General features: G+C 56.4%; 4 protein-coding genes. 2 read left to right on the forward strand and 2 right to left on the reverse strand.

Annotated elements, in window-relative coordinates:
- Positions 1-137: 137 nt before the first annotated feature.
- The gene (locus KUV22_RS15085) at positions 138-2,876 is read right to left on the reverse strand and encodes a serine/threonine-protein kinase (protein ID WP_222232496.1); all 2,739 of its coding nucleotides are present in this window, start codon (positions 2,874-2,876) and stop codon (positions 138-140) included.
- Positions 2,877-2,883: 7 nt separating this feature from the next.
- Positions 2,884-3,486, reverse strand: a complete 603-nt coding sequence (locus KUV22_RS15090; protein ID WP_315857564.1) for an ECF-type sigma factor — start codon at positions 3,484-3,486, stop codon at positions 2,884-2,886.
- A gap of 531 nt (positions 3,487-4,017) precedes the next feature.
- On the opposite strand from KUV22_RS15090, the gene KUV22_RS15095 reads away from it, so the two are divergent.
- A complete protein-coding gene (locus KUV22_RS15095) occupies positions 4,018-4,770 on the forward strand; it encodes a SapC family protein (RefSeq protein WP_222232500.1) in 753 nt (250 codons plus the stop codon).
- A 193-nt stretch (positions 4,771-4,963) separates the two neighbouring features.
- Entirely contained in the window at positions 4,964-26,983 is a 22,020-nt protein-coding gene (locus KUV22_RS15100; RefSeq protein ID WP_222232502.1) for a leukotoxin LktA family filamentous adhesin, read from the forward strand.
- The last annotated feature ends 5 nt before the right edge of the window (positions 26,984-26,988 follow it).

The raw sequence follows: 26,988 nt of genomic DNA on the forward strand, positions 1-26,988 counted from the left end.
GCTTGCTATAACAGTTTAGTTTCCCGCCCTTGCTCTGAAAGGCCGGCGTGCATCCTTCTGCACTTCCATCCACAGCACGACCGGCGTATGCGAACTGGCGCCAGATATCGAGATTGTGATAGCCGAGAAGAATAGAATCAGGCTGGCTTGGTGAGCTCTTTCAAAAGCTGTCGGTGGCGCCCGATGATGGGTGCATCCAGCGGGAAAATACTTTCGTAAGTTTCTATCAGCCGTTTACAGATCTCTATCGCACGCGATGTATCGCCTTGGGCAAGCGCGATACGCATTTCTGTTTCATCGTTTTGCAATACGATGGGGTGGTCGTGGCTAAAGGTTTTCAAATTAATATTTTGCGACAGTTGGTTCAGTTCCCGCGCTTCTTGCAGCTTGCCCCGATGTAGCGCAATACGCGCAAGACGCAGGTTCCAGCTTGCCACCCCATAGTCATCGGCACCGTATTGCACGATGTTTTCCTGCTTCACCTGGTTGATCAGTTCAATACCGGCGGAGACATCGCCCGTTATCGCCATCGCCTCGCCGAGATTGGCCCGGGGCAAAAAGGTGGAATCGGAATTGTGTGGATAAATTTTGCCAAGTATTTCCACGGCGCGTTCCAGATCGGCTCGCGCCAGCGCAAGGTGCCCCAGGTGGAAATTGAAGTAGCCGCGATGATGGTAGAGTTCGGCTGTGGTCTCCAGCTCGCGCACCTCACCGGCAAGGAATGGATTCAATACATCGGCGGCCGCCTGAAAGTCACCCAGGCGACCCAACAGGCGTGCGTAAGTGATTGCACTGTGGCGAAAAATCTTGTTTTCGGCACTAAAAATTTTCCCACTCACCTGATAGGCCCGCTGCGCGAGCTCACGGGCTTCCTGCCAGCGGCCCACGCGCATATAGCTGCGCGCGACAAAACGATAACTGTTGAGCGTGTCGGGGTGGGATTCGCCCAGTAATTTTATGCGCTCAGCGAGTACTGCGGATTCGGTTTCCGCGGCCATCGGGAAGTCGGGTTTATTGAAATAGGCGTTGGACAGGCTGTGGTTGTTGGCTAAACCCAGTGCGCCGCCCTGGTCCGGCATTTGCTGCCAAATATCTTTCGCCGCGTTAAGTATCTCAATGGCGTCATCTGGTGATCCGACCCGCGAGATAAGCTGGCCCTGGCGGTGCAACGCCTGTGCCTGCAGGTGCTTGTCCGGATGCTGCTCCAGCAGGGTAAATGCCTCTGCAAGTGCCGTAGCGGCGCTATTAACCGCACCGGATTCGCGCTGGTAGCGGCCGAGCCCGATCAACAGTTCGGCGCGCATATGGGCAGCTTCCATCGCGCTGAATTCTGTCGGCAGTAGTGCGGCGCTATCGAGTTGCTGTAGGGCTTCCTGCTGAAGTGTCGCGGCCTCGTGGTATTTGCCCACGTTGTAATTCAGCTGTGCAAGCGATTTAAGCAGTTGCGATTTAACGGCGGGATCATTGTCCAGCGTCTCGCGAATCTTGCGTGCGCCGTCCTGCAAGATTTGATCGACGTTGACTGTAGGGCCCTGGGCTCTTGCAGGTGAGGCCGCTTCAAACATACCGGTCAGCAATGCCGTCGTGCGTTCCGCGGTATACATCTGCCGCTTGATTTCGCGTTGTGCGTCCAGAAGGCTGTCGCGCTCGGTGCGCAGCTGGTCCGCGAGGTACAAAGATGCCGCAAGTCCGAGATTAATCGCCATGACCACAGAGGCGGCGAGGGCGCTGGCGGCGGGGTGGCGGGCAATCACACGGCCCGCACGGTAAAACAAGCTCGAAGGGGTCGCCAGTACCGGCTCACGGTTCAGGTAGCGCTCAATATCCCGCTGCAGGTCGCGGGCGCTGTCATAGCGTCTTTCCGGCTCTTTGCGCAGTGCCTTGCTGACAATATTATCCAGGTCACCGCGCAGTGAGCGTCGATCCTGGATTCCCCCTGTGTCCCCTGGTACCCGGCTGGGTGGGGCTGTCTCGGTGTGGCAAATGGCTTCCACCGCTTGCTCTGCGCTGTTGTTGCCCAGCCCGTGGGGAGAGCGGCCGGTAAGCAGGCAGTACAGCAGCGCGCCCAGTCCATACACGTCGGTGGCCATGGTGGTCCGTTCACCACGAATTTGTTCCGGGCTCGCATAGGCCAGGGTCATGCCCTGCAGTGCGGTTGCGTTGGTGCGGTCAGCCTCTCCTTGCAGGGCTTTGCCGATACCAAAATCCAGTAGCTTTACCTGGCCCTGTTCTGTGACCAGCACATTTTCTGGCTTGATATCGCGATGAATAATCAGCTGATTGTGGGCATAACTAACCGCCTTACAGACTTCAACAAACAGTTGCAGTCGCGCCCTTAGATTCAATTTTTGGGTAAGGCAATGCTCGTGAATCGCCTTGCCCGATACGTATTCCATGACCAGATAGGGGCGGCTATCGTCGGTCGCACCGCCGTCGAGCAGGGTTGCAATGTTCGGGTGTTGTAGCTTGGCGAGGATCTGCCGTTCCTGATGGAAGTGCTTTAACTCTTCTGCGCTCGCAAAGCTCGGCGCTATCTTGATTGCCACCTGCTGGTCATAGCTGCCATCAGCCCTGCGCGCACGAAACACGATACCCATGCCGCCCTGACCAATTTCTTCTTCGATTGCAAAAGCACCAAGCTTTTGCCCTGAAGGAATGCTCTGGCTGAGTGTGCGGAGCTGCTGGCCAATAATATGTGTCTGCTGCGCGTTGATATCGGCCGTATCGTGGAATGTCAGTAACCGCTCGACTTCGCGCTGCTCTTCAGGGCTGGCTTCCGAGGAGGCGAGGAGCTCGTCACGTTCGCTCACAGGAGCATCGGCGCAGCGGTCGAAAAGATCTTTAACCACCTTCAGGCGGGTTGTGCGGTTGGACATAACGGGATCAGGCTGGGGTGGGGTGGTGGAGCTCTTGCAGGCGATCGGTCAGGAATGCGCGGGCAAATTTCAGTTCGCGCTCCACGGTAGCCACACTGATGTTCAAAATTTCAGCAACTCTGGCTTGGGTGAAGCCTGCGAGGTAATGCAGTTCGGCAATGCTTTCGAGGCGCTCGCCGATTTGTGACATTTCGGTCAATGTCTGATCGATAGTCAACAGGCCGAGGTTTACGTCGATATCACCCAGGAGGTTGTCCATCCACACGGTGCGCATGTGCACGCCGTTGCGCTTCTGCGCAGATTTTGCTCGCGCGTGGTCGACCAGTAAGTGTCGCATAGCCTTGGCCGCGCAGCGGTACAGGTGGGTCCTGCTTTCAAACTGCGCCGGGGATTCAATCAGGCGTAGACACGCTTCATGTACCACATCCGTGGTCTGCAGGGTTAATCCTGCGGACTGATTTGCGAGGATGCGCCGTGCACAGCGCCGGAGCTCTTCATAGAGCTGCCCGGTCAGTTCTGGTAATTGTTCGTGCTGGGGCATGTGCTGCTGTTCTTGCTGTGCTTCCGCTAGTACGCCCGTTTTAGATCTTGTGGCAAATATGATCAACAAGAATTTTCAAAAAAATTGATTTGTATTGAGGGAATGCGCCTCGCATTTACGTAACTCATTCCAAGGATCTTTTTTTACGCGGGTTTGGTACGGGCCGCCGGCTTACTAATTTGCGGGACTCACTGCATGTCAAAACAGTATTTCGTGGCGGGGTTGCTGGGTATCTCGGTTTTTTTACTGGTGATTCTTAGTGCTCGATCAGAAATAGCCGATCGTCCAAGAATGTCTGCTGAGCCCGTAGAACCTGTGGCGGTGGGGAGAGACCGCTGAGCGGGATATTGGCCCCTGCTGGGGGCGAACTGGCTACCTTCATCAATGGCGTAAAAATGCTGTAAGTGAGAGTGCAAATCTGCGCCACCCCTAACCTGACTTAACTGACATAGTGTTAATAATGTTGAAAATAATGCTAACCCCGTCACACCAAATTCGTTAAATTGCGCATGTTGATCGCCCCCTCGCTGGTCGCCGGTGGGTAGGAATTAAGAACAGGGTATCCGGTGAGATATCCACAAAGGTTTCGAGATATAACTGATGAGCGAACTGCTTTTTTACCGTAAGCCGGTGGCCCTTAACCGGGAGAATCACCGCAATCTCAAGTTTACCCCGGCTAACAAGTTCCTGTTCTCTCGTGAGATCAACTCGGTCCCGCTTACCGGCATAGAGTTCTTTGAAGCCAGTCGGGATCTGCCGATTTTCTTCAGCCACAATGAGTCCGGCCAGTACTTCCCTCTGGCCCTGTTGTCACTGCGCAACAATCAGCACGCATTGGTTGATGACGATGGCAGCTGGCAAGGCAGCTACGTACCTGCGTTTATCCGCCGCTACCCCTTTGCGATGACCGACAACCAGACGGTCTGTTTCGATGAGGGATGCGAGCAATTTTCTGAAGAGGCCGGAGAGCCGCTGTTCGACGAGCAAGGCGAGAACAGCGAGACCTTGAATAACGTCCTCCAGTTCCTGACCAATTTCGACAAATCCTATAAGGCGACCCAAGAGTTCACGGCGGCCCTTGCCGAGCACAAGCTGTTCAAGGCCTTTGATATGCAGGTTATGGCTGGGGATGGAAAGCCCGTGCGCCTGGAAGGCTTGCACGTAGTGGACGAGGCCAAACTGCTGGAAGTGGAGCCTGAGCAGGTACAGAGCTGGTTCAAGAGTGGCCAGTTGGCCTGGATCTACGCGCACCTGCACTCCCTCGGTGCGCTGCGTCAGCTGTCCAAGCAGCAGGCGCAAGCCAACGCAGTTGCCGAAGCGAAAGAGAAAGCCGAGGCCGGCGCATTGAACTAATCGGACTCGCTGGATATTTCAGCAAAGAAACACCTGGTCAGTATGTTGGGTCAGGTTCAAAGCAGTCGTAAGCCGAATTGTCGGCGCGGCTGCTTTGCTGTTTTAGCAAGATCATAAAAAGGCCGTTTATTTGACGGTCGTACACAAAATTAGAACGACGAAGAAAACCCCTACCGTTTTCAAGGACCAAAGCATGAAACCCTTCCGCCACCATATGCTTGCTCGTGCAATTCGCCATGCCGTTCGCGGCAACGGAGCCGAATTGAATCGCAGTAAACGTACGCATAGGGGCAAGCAGCTCACCCTGGGGGCGCTGCTTTCCGGTGGCGCGGTCAACCTGCTGGCGGCGACACACAATGTTGACGCGGTGGATGCGTTTACCGATGTGGAAGATCTCGGCGGTAACGTCGAAAAAGTCACCAGCAAGTACAAGAAGGGCTCGGTTGGCGTCAACGTTTTCAATGATTTCGTGGTAGGCGATCTCAACACGGTCAATCTTGAGCTGGACAGCGATGTTGATCAGCTCGTGAATATCGTGCGTAACAGCCGCCCGGAAGTACACGGTGTGCTGAACAGCTACCAGGACGGAACACTGGGCGGCAACGTTGTATTTGCAAGCTCCTACGGTTTTCTTGTGGGGGCGTCAGGGGTCATCAATGTCGGTCAGCTTTCCGTAAGAACGCCCTCGCAAACTGAGATCGAGAGTTGGCTGGATGTGGGTACTCCGGACTTTTCCGATGAGGGCATTACCGCCCTTGCCAACGACGACTACAGCGTGTCCGCCAGTGGTCTGGTAACCATTTCGGGCAAAGTTAATACCGCTGACGGTATCGATATCCTCGCAAACGAAGTTGTTGTGGATGCCGGCGCGGTGATGACCGCGGGCAATGCCATTCAGGCGATTTACGTTGACGCGGCCATGGTGAATGTGGGTGATTTCACTGCACCTACGGCGCTGCAGGTAGAAGGCGGTACCATCACCATTGTCGCCGAGGGCGATGCTACCGTTGGTGGCGACCTGATGGCCGATGGCGGTATCACCATCAGTGCGGCGGATATTGTTGTTGAGAGTGGTGCGACCATCGATGCGCGGGATGACTCGGTTGCGTCCGAAGCTGCGACGACGGCGATGTTCGTCGGCGACAACGTGTCGCTGGCAGGTGATGTGCTGGCAAGTGATATCAGCATTATTGCGGATCAAACGGTTACCGTAACCAGCAATCTGACTGCTCTGGGCAGTATCGGTACCGAGGACGATGAGAATGAATACGTCACCGGTATCGTTGATGTGGATGCTCCGCAATTCAATCTCGACGCAGGCAGCGATGCCCTGATTCTGGCCGCCACTATTGACGAAAGTGCGGTGACTTCCGCCGGTGCCAGTGACATGGTCATCGTCGGGCAGTTGGATGCCTACGATACATTGGATGCGAGCGCAGGCTCAATCGAGATCACCGCGGATAACGTCGTGTCTGGTTCCGATGTGGCGCTGCACGCGAGTGATATCCAGGTTAGTGGCGGCCTGACTGCTGACGCTACGGCCGCGGACAGCCTCGGGCAGGTATTGCTGGACGGCGACGCCAACTACGATGACCTGGGCAATATCTCCGCGAGCCGTGTCAAAGTCGTCACCACCAACGATTTTTACCTCACCAGCGATGCCAGCTCGGTATCCAACAGCAGCGGCGATCTCGTGTGGGAGGAATCCTCCGGCTCGATCGATCTGGATTTTGCGCTGGAGCTTGAAGCGCAGAACCTGCAAACCACATCCGGCCTCACAATTTCCGCCGAGGCAATTGTACTGACCGCGGGCAATGCCCTTTCGGTAGGCGATCAGCTGGCCGCCACTGGCGAAATCCGTCTGAGCGGTAACACGCTCGATTTCGATTTTTCCCAAATCAGCGCCGATATACTGTCGCTGGTGACCAGCAATAACATGGTATTTGCGGCCGCGGCCACCGACAGCGAATACGTGGCAGCAGGGACCGATGACTTCAAGCTGGTGGGGGCAGTCGACTTCGATGGCGAGCTGAAGCTTTCCGCCGGTGCGATCTCCGTAACCAGCGGCAATTCGATTACCGCAGACAATATTTCCTTCGATTCCGCCGATACGCAAATCAACGGCAGCGCCATTGCCGATGCCGGCGATAGCGACAGCGCGACTTTTGGCACCATCACTCTGGAGCAAAGCGCGCGCTATGCGGACGTGGGTAACCTCAGCTATTCCGAGCTGGCGCTGGTCACCGACGCGGCCATTGTACTTTCCGATAATGCCTCTGACAGTGCGGTTACCGGCGCTGCAGCGAGCGATATTGTCTGGGTGGACAGTGGTGATTTCGATTTCAGCGGTTCCGACATCAGCTTTACCGCCGGCACCCTGACGCTGACCGCAGATACTTCCGTTTCTGCCGATAACATTAGTCTGGAAGTCGATACCTTCGACACCAGCGGCACGCTCAACGCCACCGGCGATATCATCCTGCGCTCGTCGATCGACGACAGCCTCGACCTGAGCGGTCTGAATGCGGCAAAGCTTACCCTGGATTCCGATGACCTGACCTGGACCAAGTCGTTGGTATACGGCGGTGATCTGGAATTGATTGCGGATACCATCACGGTTTCTTCGGCTACCGATATTGCCGCAGCGAATATTACGCTGGACGGTGACACCATCAATGTAGCGGGCAGCTTGTCCACCGGCGGCGGCGACATCACCATCGACGGTCGCAAAATAACCCTGGAAGATGGCAGCCACCTGGATGCTACGGGTGTTGCGTCCGATGGTGATGTCACCATCACCGCCAGCGACAAGAGCGAAGTTGGTTATGGCACCGCGAGTGCCACCACCAGCATTACCCTATCCGGTGAAATCGACGCGGCGAACATTACCGCCAAGGCCGAAAGCATCGCCATCAGCTCCATGTATGCGGAGCTGGGTACGACCCTTGGCGTTAAGTCGGTAGCCCAGCTGCTGGGTGTTGAATTTAACTATATGGAAGCGCTGGCGGATGCCACTGTAACCGTGACCGGCACTGCCGACCTCAACGCGACCGATGACATCACCCTGGCTTCTGAATCTCATGCCATGAGTGAATCGCTGGCGGCCGTGCTAGGTGGCGCGCCTGCGGGCGTGGCCTTGGCTGGTATTTACAGTCATTCCGATGCGAGCAGTACCACCGAGATTCAATCCGGTGCAGTTGTGCATGCGGGGCAGGACCTCAGCGTCATCGCGCACAATGAGGCCTACGTGGCAGCCTCCGCCTTTGTTATCCAGGCGCAAAACTCGAACAAGGCCGTGGTTGCCGCGTCCGTGGGCGAGGGCGATGTAAATGCGACTGCACGCATTGAAAACGGCGCGGATCTGGATGCGGCCAACCTGGTGCTCTCGGCAGAGAACCTGAACCGTTTCTACTCCTCATCCAGTGTTTATGGTCTCACCGGCACCCGCTACGGCATCGCAGTGGCCGTGGGTGATTTTGATACCAACGCGACCGCAGAAATGGGCGCGGATATTGGTAGTGCCGGCGACAAGGTCGGTAATGTAACCGTGACCGCGCTGGACCGCACCGTAGAGCAGCGCGTGCATTCCGGTGTGAAGATTGGTGCAGGCAAACTCCTGCGGATGTTTGGTTCCCGACTGATCAAGGGCGCCAGCAAAGTGCAGTCCGGTGCCTCCGGACTGCTTACCAAGTACCTGCCGGAAAGTACTGAATCTCCGGAAGATAATGGCAAGCCCGGTGAGGTTGAGTGGAAGGGGGGCCTTGCGCTGTCTCTCAACCTGTCTGATCACGAAGCCTACGCGTATCTCGGCAACAATGTTTCCGGCGCGGATGAAGCACCTACCATCAATGCCAGTGGTGATGTCCTGGTAGCAGCGGGTACCGATCTCGGTACCGACAATGATGCCATCGGTGGCGGTGATGGCCGCGGTGCGGTGGGTGGTGACCAGGGTGGTTATCGCACCACGGCGCAATCCAGTATTTCCTCGCCGAAAAAGCGCGGCAATGTTGTCGCCAATGCGGAAAAAAGTGCGGCGCTCGCGTTTAACTTCGCAATCAATGAGGGTGAGGCCGTTGCCGAAGTCGGTGACTACGTTACCGTCAATGCGCAAAATCTCGGTGTGGTGGCCGAGCAGAAAATGCCGATCGTTTCCACTTACGATCGGTGGGACACCATGTCCGACATCAAGAATAAGTTCACCAGTACCGGCGGGCTGGAAAGTAATATCCTGACCACCTTTGCCAACTCCGGTGCGAGTGCCGATAAGGAAGCCTACGGCGGCACCGTGAATGTGGTGTGGAACGATATCGACACCAAAGCCTGGATCGGCGATAACGCCACCGTTATTACCACCGGCACCGGCAGCTGGAGTGCTGAACGCAAGGTAGAGAGCAATAGCGGCACGCCGGGTATTCTCGATGATTTCGAACCGTTCAAGACGGTGACCTATACCTTTGACTTTGATGAGTCAGTCTCGGTACGCGCATTCAACCTCATCGAAAGTGCCAACGTGGCGGGTAACATTGGCAGTCTCGGCCTGATCCCTAACGCCAACGGTACCAACGAGGAAGGTAAATCCGTTGGTGGCTCTATCGTCTTTGTTCAGCAAAACGCGGACGCGGTCGCTGGTATCGGTGAGTCGACGATTACTGCGGCCGGCGATATATCGATTACCGCCGAAACCGACGAACGGCACTTTGTGGTTACCCCGTCGTCCGGTTGGGGTGCGGGTACCGGCTTTAACGGCGCTATTGCCGTATTGAATTCCGAAGCGCTGACGCACGCCTCACTGAGTAACCGTGCATTCGTTACCGCCGAAGATTTGGTTATTGTTGCCGACCATCAAATGGGTAACTGGGCCGCGGGCGGCGCGGTTAACTGGACCACCGGTGAGAGTGCCGTGGGTGTGGCTATCGCGGTCAACATCACCCAGGGCGACACCAAGGCGTTCATTGGCGACAACTCTGAAGAAGAAGAAAAGGTTTCGTTCAAAAACGATTCCCAGCCTGCACCTGACGCACCGTCGGCCCCAGCGCCCATCGAGCGCGCTATTGTTGCGCGCAATGTAGAGGTGCGCAGTAAATCTTCCGGTACCAATGGCAGTTTAGCGGCGGCGGGTGCGCTGCTGCAGGAGCACACCGACGAGCCGGGTATGTCCACCAAGCTGAAGGGCTGGTTGGATGGCAAGACCGGTGGTCTGGCCAGCAAAATTTCCAGCAAGCTATCTGGAAAACACAGCGACGCCAGCAGCAGCGACAGTAGCAGCAAGAGCTCGGTCAATCAGGCCTCCAGTGATGGCTCAAACGGTAGCTCTTCCGATAGCAGCAATAGTGTGGCCGAGGTTGACGCGGATGCGACCAGCTTTGCCGGTGCGGGCAGTGTAACGGTTTCTGTTTCCAATCTGGACGCCAAGTCCATCGTTGACGGTGCGAATATTCGCGCACACAGCGGCGCTGGCGATGAAGTGAATCTCGATATTCAGGCGCTGCAGAAAATTGTATCGGCCTCTGCCTCCGGTTCGGCGGCGGTCAACCTGTCCCAGTCCCCGTCTACACCCAACAGTAAGGCAATGGCCGGTGCCATTGCTTACCAGATTACCTTCAATGATGCGCTGGCGTGGTTGGTGGATTCCGACGTGGTGGATGCTGGCGATGTCGCCGTGCAGGCGCTGCACGGTGGCGACCTGACCTCCATTGGCCTGGCGCTGGCGGTGGACAAACCATCGCAGGGTGGCAAGTCCACTTCTGCGGGACTTTCCATTTCCGGTGCCATGGTGCGCGATGGTACATCCGCGCGCGTCGAAGGTTCCTCAATCAGTTCCAGTGAAGGTGGTGATGAAAATCTGGAGGTGACCGCCTATAACAACACCGATGTCGGTGTGGGTGGCGGTACGCTGTATGCCGGCGGTCAGCAAGGTTTTGGCCTGGCGATTACCTATGCGGATATTGATGATCCCGCCGACCTGATTGGCGACAGCAACCCGGATGGCAACAATATCTGGAGCAGTGCATACAACGAAGACGTGTACAGCGGCAAAGCAGTGGAAGCCGTGGTTACCGACTACTCCGGTACCAGAAGCGAAATTAATGATTTCCAGAATGTCGATATCAGTGCGCGCGGTTTACAGCGTATTGGTATCGGCGCCGCGGGTGTTGGCTATAACGATAATGCCGAAAATGCTTTTGGCTTCATGGGTAGCTTTGCCATCGGTTCTATCCGCAGCGATAGCAAAGCGCTGCTGGAAAATGTGGATATCACCAGCGCGGATACCGTTTCCGTTAACGTTGCCGGCAGTAAGAACGGCAGCCTGGACACTATTCTGGATGGGTTGGGTTCCAGCAGTGTAAATGACGATTACGACTTCTCCGGTGCAAGTGCTTTCGATAACACCGAAGTGCACACCAGTGATGACGGCACCGGCTCCGCCTACAACTATGGCACCGAGGGTGAGCGCATTATCGCGGTTGCCGGTGTGGTACAGGTTGGTAAAAGCAACCTCGGGATTTCTTACGCCCACGCGGATGTCAGCACGGAAAAAACCGCACAGATTCGCAACGCCAATATCAATGAGTCCGATACTGCGGCGAGCAGTGTCGATGTAAGTGCCCGTGATGAGGCCCTGTTGTACACCGTTTCCATCGGTGTTGGTGTGGCCACCGGTAAGTACGCAGGTATTGGTTCGGTTGCGGTGAACAGCCTCAATAACACCGTTAAAGCCGAAATCGGTGACTGGAACGGCAGTAAAGAAGGCCTTATTCACGCTGAAGATGTGGCCGTTACCGCGCAAAACGATATGGACGCAGTTAACGTTGCGGGCGCGGTGGGTGTTTCCACCGGTAGTGGTGCGGCTGGCGGTCTGGCGGTGGCCCTGAATCTGGTGGGCGACAGCGGGCACGAAACCCGTGCACGCATCGGTAATGTTGATCTGGAAGTTTCCGACGATATTACCGTGAAAGCGTCTAGTGGTTCCGACGGTGATGAAAACCTGCTGGTAGGTAACGCCATCGGTATTGGTGCTTCTACCGGCGGTTCTGGCCTCGCGTTCGCGGGTGCCATCGGTGTTACCGACGTCGACCAAACGGTACAGGCGGGGATTAAAAATGTCGGAGAAAACTCCGACGGCTCCGCGACCAATAGCGGCGGCACCATTCGCGTGCAGTCCACCGATTATACCGACAGCGTGTCCACCGCCTGGATGGGCGCAGGTTCTTCCAGCGGTTCTGCAGGCGGCATCGCTCTGGCGGTAAACCGTGTGGATTCCGATGTTACTGCGGAAATTCTTGGCGATGACAGCAGCGATACGAGCACGGTACTCGCCGCAAAACATGTTTACGTCGATGCGCTGCGCGATAACTGGCTGCTTACCATCGACGCTGGTGTTGCCGCATCGAATCAGATATCGGTAGCTCCGTCCATTGGTACCGGTGTTGTCGACGGCAATGTGACGGCGCGTATCGCAGACAAAGCGAATATCGATGCCTACGGCAACGTTGGGGTCGAAGCACAAGCGCATACCGAAAACCTGGTCGGCAGTGGTGCGGTTGGCGTTGGCCTGAATGGCGGCGCGGGTGCGATCGCAATTTCCACTGCGGCTGAATACGGCAAGACCCAGGCCTATATCGAAGACGCAACCGTTAAGGCGCTGGGCCTTGGTGGTACCTTCAATATCCTTGATGGTGAACTTACCGGCATGACGGCGTTGCCGGATCTTTCTGCCACCGAAGAAGACTCTGATGGCAACTCCAATGCGGTCGGCAACTCCGACGTGTCCATGGATGACCTTACCACCGCATTTGGCTCGCAGAATTTGAGCGAAGGCAATGAAGCGGTTACCGGTGTCGCGGTTAACGCCACCAGTTTTGTTAAGCAGCAGGCGATCACCGTCGGTGGTTCCGGCAGCAAGAATATAGCGATTACCGCGAACGTCGCCACCAATGTATTCGAGTCCAGCACGGACGCTTACATTAAGAATTCCACCATCAATAATGGTGTATCTGGCACGGATACCGCGGACGTTGTTGTGCGTGGTTCCAGCCATGACTACGGGCTGGGCGTTTCTGCGGGTGTCGCAATTTCTGGCGGTGGCGCTGGCATTGGTGGCTTCTCTACCAACCATATGGGTAAAGAAGCAAACGCAGAGATCGATAACAGCACCATCGATGCGGATGAGTTGGTACTGGAGGCGAATTCCACCCAGCTTGCGCAGGCTGTTTCCGCCGGTATTGCCGCGGGTGTGGGCGCCGAGAGTGGTCTCGGCGGTGCGGCCTCGGTGACCATTAATAAAATGATGGGCGGCACCAAGGCGTGGCTGCACGATAGCACCATCACCGCCACTGATGTGGTGGTCAATGCCGAGCGCCGTCAGGATGTGAATTCCGCGGCCGGTTCTGCGGGTATCGGTACCACCGTGGGTATCGGTTTTGGTCTTGCGATTAACCTGGTGGGCGGCGACAGCACTGCGCTGATCGGCAACGACCTGGATGACTCCGGTGATGACGACACCACCCTGATCAAGGCGGATAACGTGACTGTCGACGCCGACCGCCTGGAGAGTGTAAACAGCTACTCCCTGGGTGCCGGCCTCAGTACCGGCTTTGGTGTGGCGGCGATGATCAACGTCACCGAATTCAAAGGTGAAACCCGCGCAGGTGTGCATGGCCTGCTGCATGACAATGGCACCAGCTCCAATACCGCCGACGATTACTTCACTACCCAGATTGTTGGCCAGGACGGCACCTCCGATGCCACCAGTGTCACAGTCAATGCCCAGGACATTCTCGATGTCGACCAGGAAACCCTGGGTATCGGTGCCGGCAGCAGTGTCGGCGTAGGTGCTGTGGCCAACGTGGTACTCGGTCGTAGCCAGGTGTACTCCGAAGTTGTCGGCTCCGATATCGACGCCGGTACGCTCGATATTGATGCCACGGCGCAGCGCGAGGCGTGGATGATTTCCATGGCCGGCGGTGCCTCCACCAATGTGGGTGCCGCGGTCAGCATTGGTGTTGCGCTGTTCGGTCAGGGTGATACCACCACCGAAGACGGTACCAATGCGGAAGACGAATTCGATCCATCGCGCCAGACCGCGAATAATGTGCTGGCGGAAGATACCGCTGGCTACAACCCGCATCTTTCGAGCGATGATATTGCCGCGATTGAAGAAGAGAGCGGCTCCACCATCGAAGCATCCACTGCGCCGAGCACCAGCACCACGACCGAATCCGGTAATTCGCTGAAGATCGGTGGCGAGAGTGTGGTTGCCGCGCGTATCTCCGGCGGTGACATCGATGTGGATACTCTGGATGTAGATGCGCAGACCCTGCTGTTTACCTATCAGGGCCTGGGTGCCGTTTCCCTGGGTAGCGGCGCTATCTCCGGTGCCGTGGGTGTTACCCGTCTGTATGACATGACCATCGCTACCGTGGATACCGATCTCACCGCCAACGACGTGACCGTTGATGCGCAGGTGATGGATGTATCCGGCGATGATGCCGCGGGCGAAATGAAGTCCTGGGTGATCAGCGGCGGTGGTACCGGTATTACCGTGAACTACAACGATGTGCGCAGTGAACTGCGCACCGTTGCCGGTGTGTCTTCTGCGACCGGTGACAGCACTGGTGATATTTCCGTATCCGCACGTGATACCACAGAGCTACGCGTGGGCGACCTGGATGCCGGCAAGCCGTCCGATCCTACCGAAGGCTCCCTGAGTGTCACTATCGGTGCCGGCGCGATTGGTGCGTCCATTGGCTTTGCCGAAAAGAACAGTGATGTGGATGCCTGGCTGGGTGAAACCGGCAAGGCCATCAGTGGTTACAGCACGGTTGAGCTGGATGCCTATTCCGCTGGCCTGGTAAAAACCAGTGCCTTTGCTCTGGCCGGTGGTTTGCTCGCCGGTGTTCAGGGTGTGGTGACCGACGCCCGCGACGAATCCAATGTAAATGCCACCGTGTACGGCACCATTGATGCCGATGCCGCGGTCAATATCGATGCCCAGGCGACTCCGGAAGTCTTCTCCCGCGCTTACGGTGTCACCGTTGCTGCCGGTGGTGCCATGGGTGGTTCCTTCTCCTATGCCATCGCGGATGCCAAGGCGGTGGCTGAAGTTGGCGATGGTACCTACTTCACCGGTAACGCGGATGTAAATGTTCGCGCCGAAACCGGTGATGGTTCTAACGATGATTATGTCAGCGCCGATGCCAATGCGTTTGCCGCATCCGGTGGCTTGCTGGCCGGCGTGGCCGGGTCCGAAGCGCTCGCAGAAAACAGCTCGCAAGCGGTTGCCAAAGTGGGCGATGGCGTGCGTATCCCAGATAACGACTTCGGCGTTTATGCGCGTAATACCGCGGTGCAGTACGCGGATGCGGATGGTTACTTCGTTGGCCTGTTTGCCGGTGGGTTTAACTGGTCTACCGCAGAGTCCAGTACATCCGCACGCGTAGAGTACGGCAGCAACCCGATTTCCAACGCGGTGTTGCGCACCGGCGACTTTATCCTCGACGCCTATAACTACGACGAAAACCAGAGCTTCACCACCGCCGGTGGTGGCGGTTACTACGCGGGCTCCGCGGCGGTTTCCAACGCGAACAGCTACAACAATTCGAATTCCAATAAATCCGCGAGTGTTGAGATCGCAGACTGGGCTTCCGGTTACACCGCGGTGCCGGTTCTGGGTGGCGAGGTGCGTTTGTCTGCTGCGCACGAAAGCCAGTTCTTCTCCGGTGTCGACTCCACCACGGTTTCGGTGGTGGGTGGCTCCGGTGCGGAAGCCAACTCTGATATCGACAACGATGTTGAAGTAACCCTGGGCAACAACGTCAGCTTCGAAGCGCTGCAAATCGAAATCGAAGCCGACAACAGTGCACTGCAAATTCAGGACCCAGCGGAGTCCGGCTTCTCCACCAGCATTAATGCTGGTGCCGGTGGTGCTGCCAATGGTTCCGCAGGTCTGTCGTACCAGGATCTTACTGGCGTCGAAGCGGCGGTGACCATTGGCAACAATGCCGTACTGGCAATCAGTGATCTGGCCTGGCTCGACAGTACTTATGACCACGGTATCGCAATCGACGCGCACACGCGTTTCTATGTGTACGACGCGGCGGTATTGAAAGTGGGCGGTGCCCTGCAGGGCGCCGGTTCGGAATCCGACGTGGATGCCACCACCAAAAACACCGTCACCATTGGTGATGATGTGGTGCTGTACAACCCGATTGGTGAAATCGGTATCGGTACCTACACCATTGGTTCTGCCACCGCACAGGCGGAAACCAGCGTGTGGGCGGTTGCCGGTGTGGCCGGCGGCGTATCCGATGTGAATGTCAACGTTACCAACACGGTGGATATCGGTCAGGACGTCATCATCAACGCCCTCGACAATATCGGTATCTATGCGGGCCGTGGTTCCAGCTACCTGTACGAAAACCAGCTGGTGGCCGATGCGCGCACCAATGTGTACAACTGGACTGCGGTCCCGATTCCGGCGGGCAACGATGCCGACGCCGATATTAATGTCACCAACACCGTAATCTTCGGCGATGACATTGATTTGGGTAGTGATAGCCACGTTACAGTGGAAGCCAATGAGGGCTCTCTCTATGCCAATGCCGATGGTGTTGAGCGCAACCCCTATTTGGAACTCTTCTCCACAGAAACCACTTTCGGTTCCAATGACACCAGCAGCGATAACTCGCTGGTGTTTGAAGGTTCTGGCTCTGTGGTTGCGGGTCAGAATGCTTACCAGTGGGTGGATGTGGATGACTCGGGCAATATCACATCTGACCTGGCGGGTTACGGTAGTGCAGGTCAGTTAAGCGGAAAGTATTCCTCGCGTGCCAGCTTGCAGGCCTATATCGATGAACTGCAGGCGTTGGTAGACGAATATGAGGCGTGGACCGAAGACGGTACCAGTAATGAGGGCGGTAAGACCGACGGCAATGAAGACACCGGTGATACCGGCAGCGGCGGTGGCAGTACTGCTACTAACACTGGTAGCACCGGTGAAAACCCCTATACCGATGAAATTGTCCAGCTGAAAACCGAAATTGCCGCGCTTTCCGTGGTTCTGGATACCTTGTCCGAACAGGAAAACAACGTAATCGCAGTGACCGATATCAGCGCATCTGCGGGTAACGTTAGCCTGCTGGCGGATACGATTGATTTGCAGGGCGCGAGCAATAACCGTCCTGAATTTATCGCTCGCGGTGATGCTTACATCGATATCAACAACCGCGATGACCAGCACCTGCTGGTGGGTAACCTGTACATTGCCAACCAGACCGGCGGTAACGTGTATGTTACTGGCGGGGCCTCTCTGGATGAGGCTTACATCACCGAGGAAGACAGCAGCACGACGGGTGTTAGCTCCGGTATCCATATTGTCCACAACCCGGGTGGCACCAACTACCTCAATTCTGATGTCATTGTGGATGGGGCTATTACCAACCTGCTGTCCACTGTGGATATCACTTTGGAAGAGGGCGACCTGCTGCAGCAGGCCACCATCGCCGCCAACACCATCAACCTCACCGTGGAAAACGGTAGCCTGGTTGTGGATGCCGGCAACAGCGACGTCTACTACGGTCGCGCACCGTCAGCACTGGTGAACTTTGTCGACAAGTGGAAGCCAGACGACGCCGACGATTTTGTCCAGTACTGGATCAATCACCGCTACGAAGACGATATCGATGCGGTAGGGATCGATGAGTTTAATAACTGGTTCTATGCCTGTGCCACTGCGAACGAATGTACCGTCGACGGTACTAGCTATAACAACGAGCACAGTTATTTCGATAACCCTTCCGATGACAACTCGGATTACGACACTGTTCATGTGTTCTTCAATTGGGGTTTCAGTGACAGTCAGGAGTACACCGCCGACGACCGTGTAAACCTGAAATTTAAGACCGACAGTGATAGCCGTGGTGGCCGCAATTGGAAGTTCCAGCCGGTAGAAAACAAGCAGAGTAATCTGATTCGTACTGCCAGCTATAACTCGGTGAAGAGCGATATTGGCTCGCCGGGTACCACCATTGTCGGTGAAAAAGTTGTTATCAACGCTCGCCGTGTAGATATCAACGGTACCATCGAGGTGGGAACCGATAACAACTGGTCGGTGAGCGTCGGCAGCGGTTTCGATTCGGCAATTGCTCAGTACATCAGTCTTGCCGGTCTTTCCAGTGGTGATCAGATCGAGCTGCAGCCCGGACAAACTCTACGCCTGGATAACCCGGATTACATCAACGACTTTATGACGCCATTTGAAGATCGCTATATTTATATCGATCCTCAAATTTCCAAAGTTAATGGTGCCGAAAGTATTACGTTGACTTACGATGTGGCCAGCGGTCAGTTGCTGGTGGACGACGTACCGGTTTCCGGTGGTGGCTATCTGTCGATCAATGCCAAAATTTCTTCCACCGGTGCGGATGGAAAAATTCTGGTACGCGATGGCCTTGGTCAGATCGATATCGACAATAACTCAAACACTGAACTGGTGATCAATAGCCTGGATGCGGGTGACGATGCTGTGGGTATCGTGCGTATCACCGACTACAACTTCACCAAAAACATGAACGACGGCGGCAGTAGCAATGACTACTTCAGTCATTGGTATGTGCACAGCCCTGGCGGCCAGATTCAGGAATACGAAACCACTTCCTATGCGACAAGCTACGAAGATGGTGCGTTTATTCGCTCTTCCGGCGGTACCGGCACCACTTCCAGTACCACCTACGATCCGCTTGCAGGACAGCTGTATTACATCCGCGAAGATGCCTCGGTCAGCCGCTCTTATACTGATTTCCCGGATGGCTACCTGGCCAAATACCCAAATACCGTGGGTGAGTGGCAGGGAACTGGAGCCAACGGTGACCTGGAGTGGACGGTGGAAGAAAGCCGTTACACCACCTGTGCGGCCAATCCGGATGTCTGTACCAACGGTACTGCGACCAGCTACATCCGTCAGGAATACGATGCGGATAGTATTAGCCGCTACTGGTGGGCAATCGGTTACAGCTACGACAAGTACTACGGTTCCAATTGGACCAACACCGACCCGAGCGTGTATATCCCGTATTACCTCAATATGGAAACCCACACCTATGTGAAAGCGGATCACAGTATCGGCATTTCCTTTACCGGTGTGGGTACCGGCAGCATTGATATTGATTCGGCAGCAAATGTCAGCATCAACGGCAATATCTATAACCCTCTCGGCACTACCGACATCAATACCGGTGGTGCCCTGAATGTCAGTGCTGGCGCGGCTTTCGATGCGGAAACCCTGCGTCTTTACTCGGCAGAAGGGGATCTCGGCAGCCTGAGCGACCCGCTGAATATCGCCACCAATACCGTCTCTCTGGATGCAAATAGCGGCTCTGTGTATTTCGATATCACCGGCAAGTCCGGCGCTGTGCAGCTGGAAAAATTCCGTGCGCTGTACGATATCGCCGGTACTGTGGATAAGGGCCTGGAAGGTGTCGGTACTGGTACCCATATCCAGGGCGATACCCTCGACCTGGTGAGTTACTCCGGTAGCATCGGTTCGGCGGGTACCATCGGCACCGCGTCCACCTACGATTACATCAATATAGCCGTGAATGAAGTCACCCTGGAAGCGGCCGACGATATCGTCATCTACCAGGCATCGGGCGATCTGGCGGTGAACACCATTACCGCCAGTGAGGATGTGGTGGTGACTCTCGGGAATGGCAGCCTTGTCAATGGTATCGGCCAAAATGAAAAAACCGATGAAGAGCTGGCTTATCTGCAAACCGTGTGGGATCGTCTTGGCCTGCAGGATGCGGACGCCGGTGAAATTGCGGTTACCGGCTATGAAAACCAGTTCACGAGCAAATACCACACTTACTGGCTGATCAAGCAGCGCCTGAGCGATTCGTCTGAAGCCGGCTTCACCATTGACGGCGCCTTCGAAGACACCTTTATGTCCCGCTACGGCGTGTCGACAGTTGCCGAGGCAACCCAGCTGGCGAAAGACGAATACTTCGCGCTGGAAGACTGGTTCGCAGATCAGGTCGCGGCCCCGGACGTTTACGCGAATGAAGAAGATGCAATTGGCGTAGAGCAGAAAGGTACCCTGGAGGGTTACGACTACGGCGACCTGTTGACCAGCAGTTATGACGCGGACTACGCGCTGGTGATCGATGAGGCCAGCTCCTGGTATGCAGACCTGATCGAGGGTGCGCAATGGAGCCAGAGCCAGCTGGATATCAGTATTAACGCGGCGGCCCTGAATGCGGATGCGCAGGCAACACTGACCAATCGTGAAGCCAACATCGTTGCGCCGAACCTCGACATTAATGTCAGTGGTGGCAGCGTGGGTGAAGACCTCGCGGATCTGGTATTCGTTATCGATCGCGATAACCCAACCATTACCGATGCACAAAAAATTGCGCTGTTGGAAGCGGGCCCCGGTGATATCGAAACTAGTGAGAATGGTTCGCTGATTACCTTTAATGTTTCGCAAGTGGACCCGATCAAGATCGATACCACCGGCGTACTGAACATTGCCGCTACCGACGAGATTTACGCGGAGTCTGCCAGCGGCCTGACCTTGGGTAGTATTGTTTCTACCGACGGTAATGTACGCCTGGCGGTGAACGGCGCCATCGACGCGATCAGCGGTACCAATATTTCCGCAAACGATTTGTACCTGGCGAATACCCAGGGCGATATCGGTAGTGTAAGCAACCGCGTCCAGGTAGACCTGGATGGCGTACTACGCCAGGCAGGCGCAGCCAACAATTTGTACCTTACGCAAGTTGGTGGAGATTTGATTGTCGACGCGGTGAGCGCGGGCGGCATTGCAAGCCTGATCAGTAATGCAGATATCCTGGGCCTAGATAGCGAAAGCGTTGTTTCCGGCAGCGCGATTCAACTGGTGGCTGGAGATGATCTGGGTAGTAATATTCAGGCGCTGAACCTGCGTATGTCCGGTGGTGGCGACCTGGATATTACTGCGGACAACGCCTGGCTGAATATCGCGGGTACTTCTGAGGCGCGTCTGGGCGCCAGTCTGAATGGTGTTCTCAGCATCGATGCCAGCGGTAATCTGGTCATTGACGGTGGTATCAGTGCTTCTGCTCTGGATCTCTACGCCGTGGGGGACATCCTCGACAGCGGTGCGGTAACCGTAACCGTCACCAATCTGGCAAAACTTTCCGCAGACAATATCGATGTCGATGCAGTGACCTTCGATATCGGCAGTGGCGACTTTGACGCGACCGCTGGCGCCATGACTCTGGGAGATATCACCTCTGAGGGTGATCTCGACCTGCTGGCAACCGGCGCAATGCAGTTAAATGGCAATCTCGATATTGCCTATACCACCGCTTCTTCCGGTGGCGATGCGCGACTGCTGGCGGATGCCCAGAGCATTACTATGGCCGCTGGTAAATTCATTCGCAGTGAAGACGATATCCAGCTCACTGCTGTTGATAGCCTCGACCTGCAATCCTTGATTGCGAATGGCGATATCAATCTCATCGCATTGAACCTGCTGGATACAACACTGGGTGATATCGATGCGCTATATCTGCAGGCCGACAACGTCTACGTTGATGCGCGCGACGCGCTGAATCTGGTTGATGTTGCGGCCTCAGGGACTGTCAATCTTGATAGTGAAACGTTGCTAGTTACCGGCGACCTGCTTACCGACGGTAATGTCGTGGTTACCGCAGCCAACGGCCTGGAAATTCAGGGTGATATCGGCAGCGCGGGTAGCAAAGTTGCATCGATTAATTTGCAGTCGGGTGTCGGAAGCGTAACGCTGGGGGGGAGTGCCTTTACCACTGGTCAGTTCCTCGCGAACGCAGGTAACGATTTCGCCCTTGCTGCAACTAGCTTGCTGGATGCCGATTCTATTGATGTGACGGCGCGTGCGGTCGTTGCGAATGCGGCCAGCCAGATGACCTCAAGTAGCTCTGCGCTGTTTACCCTGCGTGGTGGCGACAGCACTTTTGGTGAAGTAGCTACCAGTACCAACCTGACTCTGGATAGCGACAGCGACATCACGTTTGCCAATGACGTGACTACTGGCAATAACCTGCGCCTGGAAACCCTCGGCGATGTATTTGTTAATGATGGCGTAACACTGGATGTAGGTCGCAACCTGCGTGGTATTGCAACCTCCGCATTACTGGCCCAGAGCTGGCAGATGACGGGTTCCAGTCAGTTGCTCGTTGCCAACAATGCGGTAGTTGACACCGATGGTGTACAAATTTTCGAAACCCTATCAGTGACGGGTAACCTGACGCAGCGCGCCGGTGATGACGTTACTTTCGATGCGATTACCAATATCGGTGGTCGCCTGCATCTGACCGGTGACGCCGACCTGTTCCTCGTCGGTGATTTGGACGTAGGCACCGGATCTATTTCTGACATGACGCTGCTGCTGGGCGGCTCGGTTGTTCAGTCCGTCGGTCAAACTAGCAGTGCCAGTGGTGCGGTCAGTGCTGAAGCGCTTGCCTGGGCCGCCGCCGCGAACAGTGCACTGCAAAGTGGTGTTGGTTCTTCGTTTGAATTTACCTCAGCAAGTTCTGCCAGCACCTTCGGATTGCTTACCAGTGGGGGTGACCTTTCTATCGATAGCGCTGGTGATATCGACTTCCTGAACGACGTTACCGTCGGTTCGAATGTTTCCGGTGCAAACCTGCTGTTAAATGTTGATGGCGATGTTTCCCTCGCCGACGCGGCAACCTGGCTGACTTATGGCGACTGGCAGGGAATTGCCGAAGCCTCCGCGCGTGTTGGTAGCTTCACTGCCGGCAGCGGCAGCCTGGTTGATACCCGCGGTGCGATGAACGTGATTGCCCAGCAAAGCATCGACTTTGCTCTGCTGGATGTAGCTAATAGTGCGCAGTTGAGTGCAGGCGGCGATATCCAGTTTAGTGAAGCGGCCGACTTCGGAAGTGCCCTGACTATCGCCGACGGCAATCACTTGAATCTTGTCGGTAATGTCACCGTTGGCTCCGCGGGTACCGCAAATGCGAATCTCACTTTGCGTGGTGACGTTACTCAATCTGCTGCTGAGACCTTCGCCATCAGCGGTGATCTGACCGCTTCCGCCAACAGCTGGAGCATGGGCACCACCGCCCTACTACTGAGCGGTGGTGCCATGCAGATCGATACCGTTGCCGGTATGGACCTCGCACAGCTGGATAGCGGCAGCACCCTGGCTCTCACCAGCGGTGCCGAGATCGCCCTGCGTGAATCCATGAGCGCAGTCGACAGCATCACCCTGCAGGCAGCCGATGCCATCACCCTGAGCGATGCCGCGCAGCTGGTGAGTGGCAACAACCTGTCCATAGACAGCGACAGCTTCACCATGGGGGCCGGCGCCAATCTGCAGGTGGCGAGTGACTTCGACGCGACCACCATTAACGAGCAGCACTTCGCACTGGTAGACGTGGATGGCAATGCAGTTCTGACTGCCGGTGGCGACATCGCCTTCAGCGAGACAGCCAACATCGGTGCTGACTTCACCATCGCGGATGGCGATAACCTGGCCATGACCGACCACGTTGCGGTTACCGGCAATGCAAACCTGACCCTGCGCGGCGACGTTACCCAGTCCGCCGGCCAGCAGTTCACCATCGGCAATGACCTGACGGCTTCCGCTAACAGCTGGAGCATGGGCGATGCTGCTCTGCTGCAGAGCGGCGGTGCCATGCAGATTGATACCGTTGCCGGTATGGATCTGGCACAAGTCGTTAGTGGCAGCACCCTGGCCCTGAGCAGCGGCGCCGAGATTGCGCTGCGTGAATCCATGAACGCGGTCGACAGCATCACCCTGCAGGCAGCCGATGCGATCACCCTGAGCGATGCCGCACAGTTGGTAAGTGGTAACAACCTGTCCGTAGACAGTGACAGCTTCACCATGGGTGCCGGCGCCAACCTGCAAGTGGCCACAGACTTCGATGCGACCACCACCAATGGCCAGCACTACGCGTTGGTAGACGTGGATGGCAATGCAGTTCTGACCGCCGGTGGCGACATCGCCTTCAGCGAAGCTGCCAACATTGGTAGTGATCTCACCATCATCGATGGCGACAACCTGACCATGACCGACCACGTTGCGGTTATCGGCAATACAAACCTGGCCCTGCGCGGTGACGTTACCCAGGCTGCCGGCCAGCAGTTCACCATCGGCAATGACCTGACCGCTTCCGCCAACAGCTGGAGCATGGGCGATGCTGCTCAGCTGCAGAGCGGCGGTGCCATGCAGATCGATACCGTTGCCGGTATGGACCTGGCGCAAGTGGCTAGCGGCAGCACCCTGGCCCTGACCAGCGGTGCCGAAATCACCCTGCGTGAATCCATGAACGCAGTCGACAGCATTACTCTGCAAGCAACTGATGCCATTGCCCTGAGTGATGCCGCACAGTTGGTGAGTGGTAACAACCTGTCCGTAGATAGTGACAGCTTCACCATGGGTGCCGGCGCCAACCTGCAAGTGGCCACAGACTTCGACGCGACCACCACCAATGGCCAGCACTACGCGTTGGTAGACGTGGATGGCAATGCAGTTCTGACTGCCGGTAGCGACATCGCCTTCAGCGAAGCTGCCAACATTGGTAGTGATCTCACCATCATCGATGGCGACAACCTGACCATGACCGACCACGTTGCGGTTATCGGCAATACAAACCTGGCCCTGCGCGGTGACGTTACCCAGGCTGCCGGCCAGCAGTTCACCATCGGCAATGACCTGACCGCTTCCGCCAACAGCTGGAGCATGGGCGATGCTGCTCAGCTGCAGAGCGGCGGTGCCATGCAGATCGATACCGTTGCCGGTATGGACCTGGCGCAAGTGGCTAGCGGCAGCACCCTGGCCCTGACCAGCGATGCCGAGATCGCCCTGCGTGAAACCATGAACGCCGTCGACAGCATCACCCTGCAGGCAGCTGATGCGATCACCCTGAGCGATGCCGCACAGTTGGTAAGTGGTAACAACCTGTCCGTAGACAGTGACAGCTTCACCATGGGTGCCGGCGCCAATCTGCAGGTGGCGAGTGACTTCGACGCGACCACCACTAACGAGCAGCACTTCGCACTGGTAGACGTGGATGGCAATGCAGTTCTGACTGCCGGTGGCGACATCGCCTTCAGCGAAGCTGCCAACATCGGTGCCGACCTCACCATCGTCGATGGCGATAACTTGGCCATGACTGACCACGTTGCGGTTACCGGCAATACGAACCTGAGTCTGCGCGGTGACGTTACCCAGTCTGCCGGCCAGCAGTTCACCATCGACAACGACCTGACCGCTTCCGCCAACAGCTGGACCATGGGCGACAACGCCTTGCTGCAGGTGGGTGGTGCAATCGATATTGCCACTGTGGCAGGCATGAGCCTGGCGAGGGTGGATAGTGGCAGTGCACTGTCCCTGAGCAGTTCTATGTCTGACATCCAGCTGCGTGATCACCTGACTGCCGGAGGGGCGGTACTCTTGTCTGCAGCGGGTGCTGTCAGCGTGGATCCAACTTTGGATGTGGTGAGTGGCGATGCATTTACCCTGAGCGCCAACAGTTTTGTGATGGGGCAGGGCAGTCTGTTGCAAGTAGCTGGGGATACTCAGCTCGATAGTGTGGGCGATGTTGTATTGGCCGAATTTATTGGCCAAGGCAATACCGAAATTACCGCCGGTGGAACGCTTCAGCTCAATGAGCGTGCCGAAACCTTCGGTAGCATGAAGTTGGATATCGCCGCTGAAATGGCGCAGGCCGAAGGTCAGCACCTGGTTGTGCATGGTGACCTGTCCGCATCGGCAGCAAGCTGGCAGATGGATAGCGATGCGCGCCTGCAGGTTGTAGGTGGCGGCGATGTCGCGCTGGTTGGCGATGCGGATCTGCAGTTGCTGAATGTTGGTGGCGGTTTCACGCTCACCAATGGCGGTGACGTAGCGCTGCGCCGCGACGTGCATACCGGTGGCGCACTCACCTTGCACGCTACTGGCGACATTGCCCAGTCTGCGGACACCCTGGTGAGAGCGGGTGGCGCTGTGGCGATCGATACCAACCGTTGGACCATGGGTAGTGCTAGCCGCCTGGAGTCACAAGGTGGTGTTCGCGTGCACAGCTCCGAAAGCATGTTGCTGTCGGAACTGAGCAGTAGCTGGAGTGGCGATTACGCATTTGACCTGCTGAGCAGCAACGGCCGTATTGATGGGCGCAGCGATGCCGATCTGCACCTACAGGGTGTGGCCGGTGGTCGCAGCTACCTGAGCGCGGCAACGGGCATCGGCGATCCTCTGATCATGGATGTGCCGTGGTTCTCTGCTGTCACCGACGAAGGTGACATCAACCTGATCCTGCTGAACGACGCGCATGCGGAACTGCTGTCTGCGCAGAATGGCGAGATTCATATGCGCGCCTTCGGCGATGTAGAAATTGCCGAGCTGATTGGTACCCCGCACCTGTGGATCGACGGATTCCTGCTGGCGAACCAGATGACCATTCCAGAAGGTAGCTTCATTGCCGAAGAAGGTATCCAGATTGATCAGGTGCTGATGACTGCTTCTGGTGAACTGGAATTGCGTGCACCAACCATCGACATGAACGTGGATAGTCAGGGCAACCCGGAGTTGTTCCTGACGTTGACCAACATCGATGGCGCAGCCGCTCAGTGGGTAGGCGTCAATGTGGAAAACAATGAACGTTTAACCATCGACCGCCTGATGACTGATTACGGCGCAATCTCGACCAGTGGTGACCTGCGTATCGAAAGTGCGGAAGTGACCTCTGAGCTGGATATGCAGAGTGGCGTGTTGAGTTTGACTCTGGATAACGTCGACCTGTCACCACAGGATCTGAATGGCCAGCTAGTTACGCCTTATGGAGAGTTCTGGTTGGATGTGCAGGGCAACTTGCTGCTCACCAACGCGCAGGTCACTCGCTATCGCGATCCTCTGGTTCTGACCTATCAGGGTAAAGACGGTGAGTATGTGATCGGCGACCCCGGTTTCAGCCGTCTTTCCATCGAGCACCAGCTGGAAAACTCCATCGACGGCGAACGTGCCGAAGGTCGCGACTTGTGGCGCTTGTGGTTCAGTCGCCCGCTGGATTATCTGAATGCGGAAGAGTACTTCTGGAACCCGGTCGACTGGCTGGACCCGGATGAGTACAGCGAGATGGACCCGGAAAGTGACGAACCCGGTTATGCGGAAATCTCTGTGGACGACACGCTGGCCATGCGCTAATTCTC

This window comes from Microbulbifer agarilyticus (genome assembly GCF_019800665.1).
Taxonomy (GTDB): domain Bacteria; phylum Pseudomonadota; class Gammaproteobacteria; order Pseudomonadales; family Cellvibrionaceae; genus Microbulbifer; species Microbulbifer agarilyticus_C.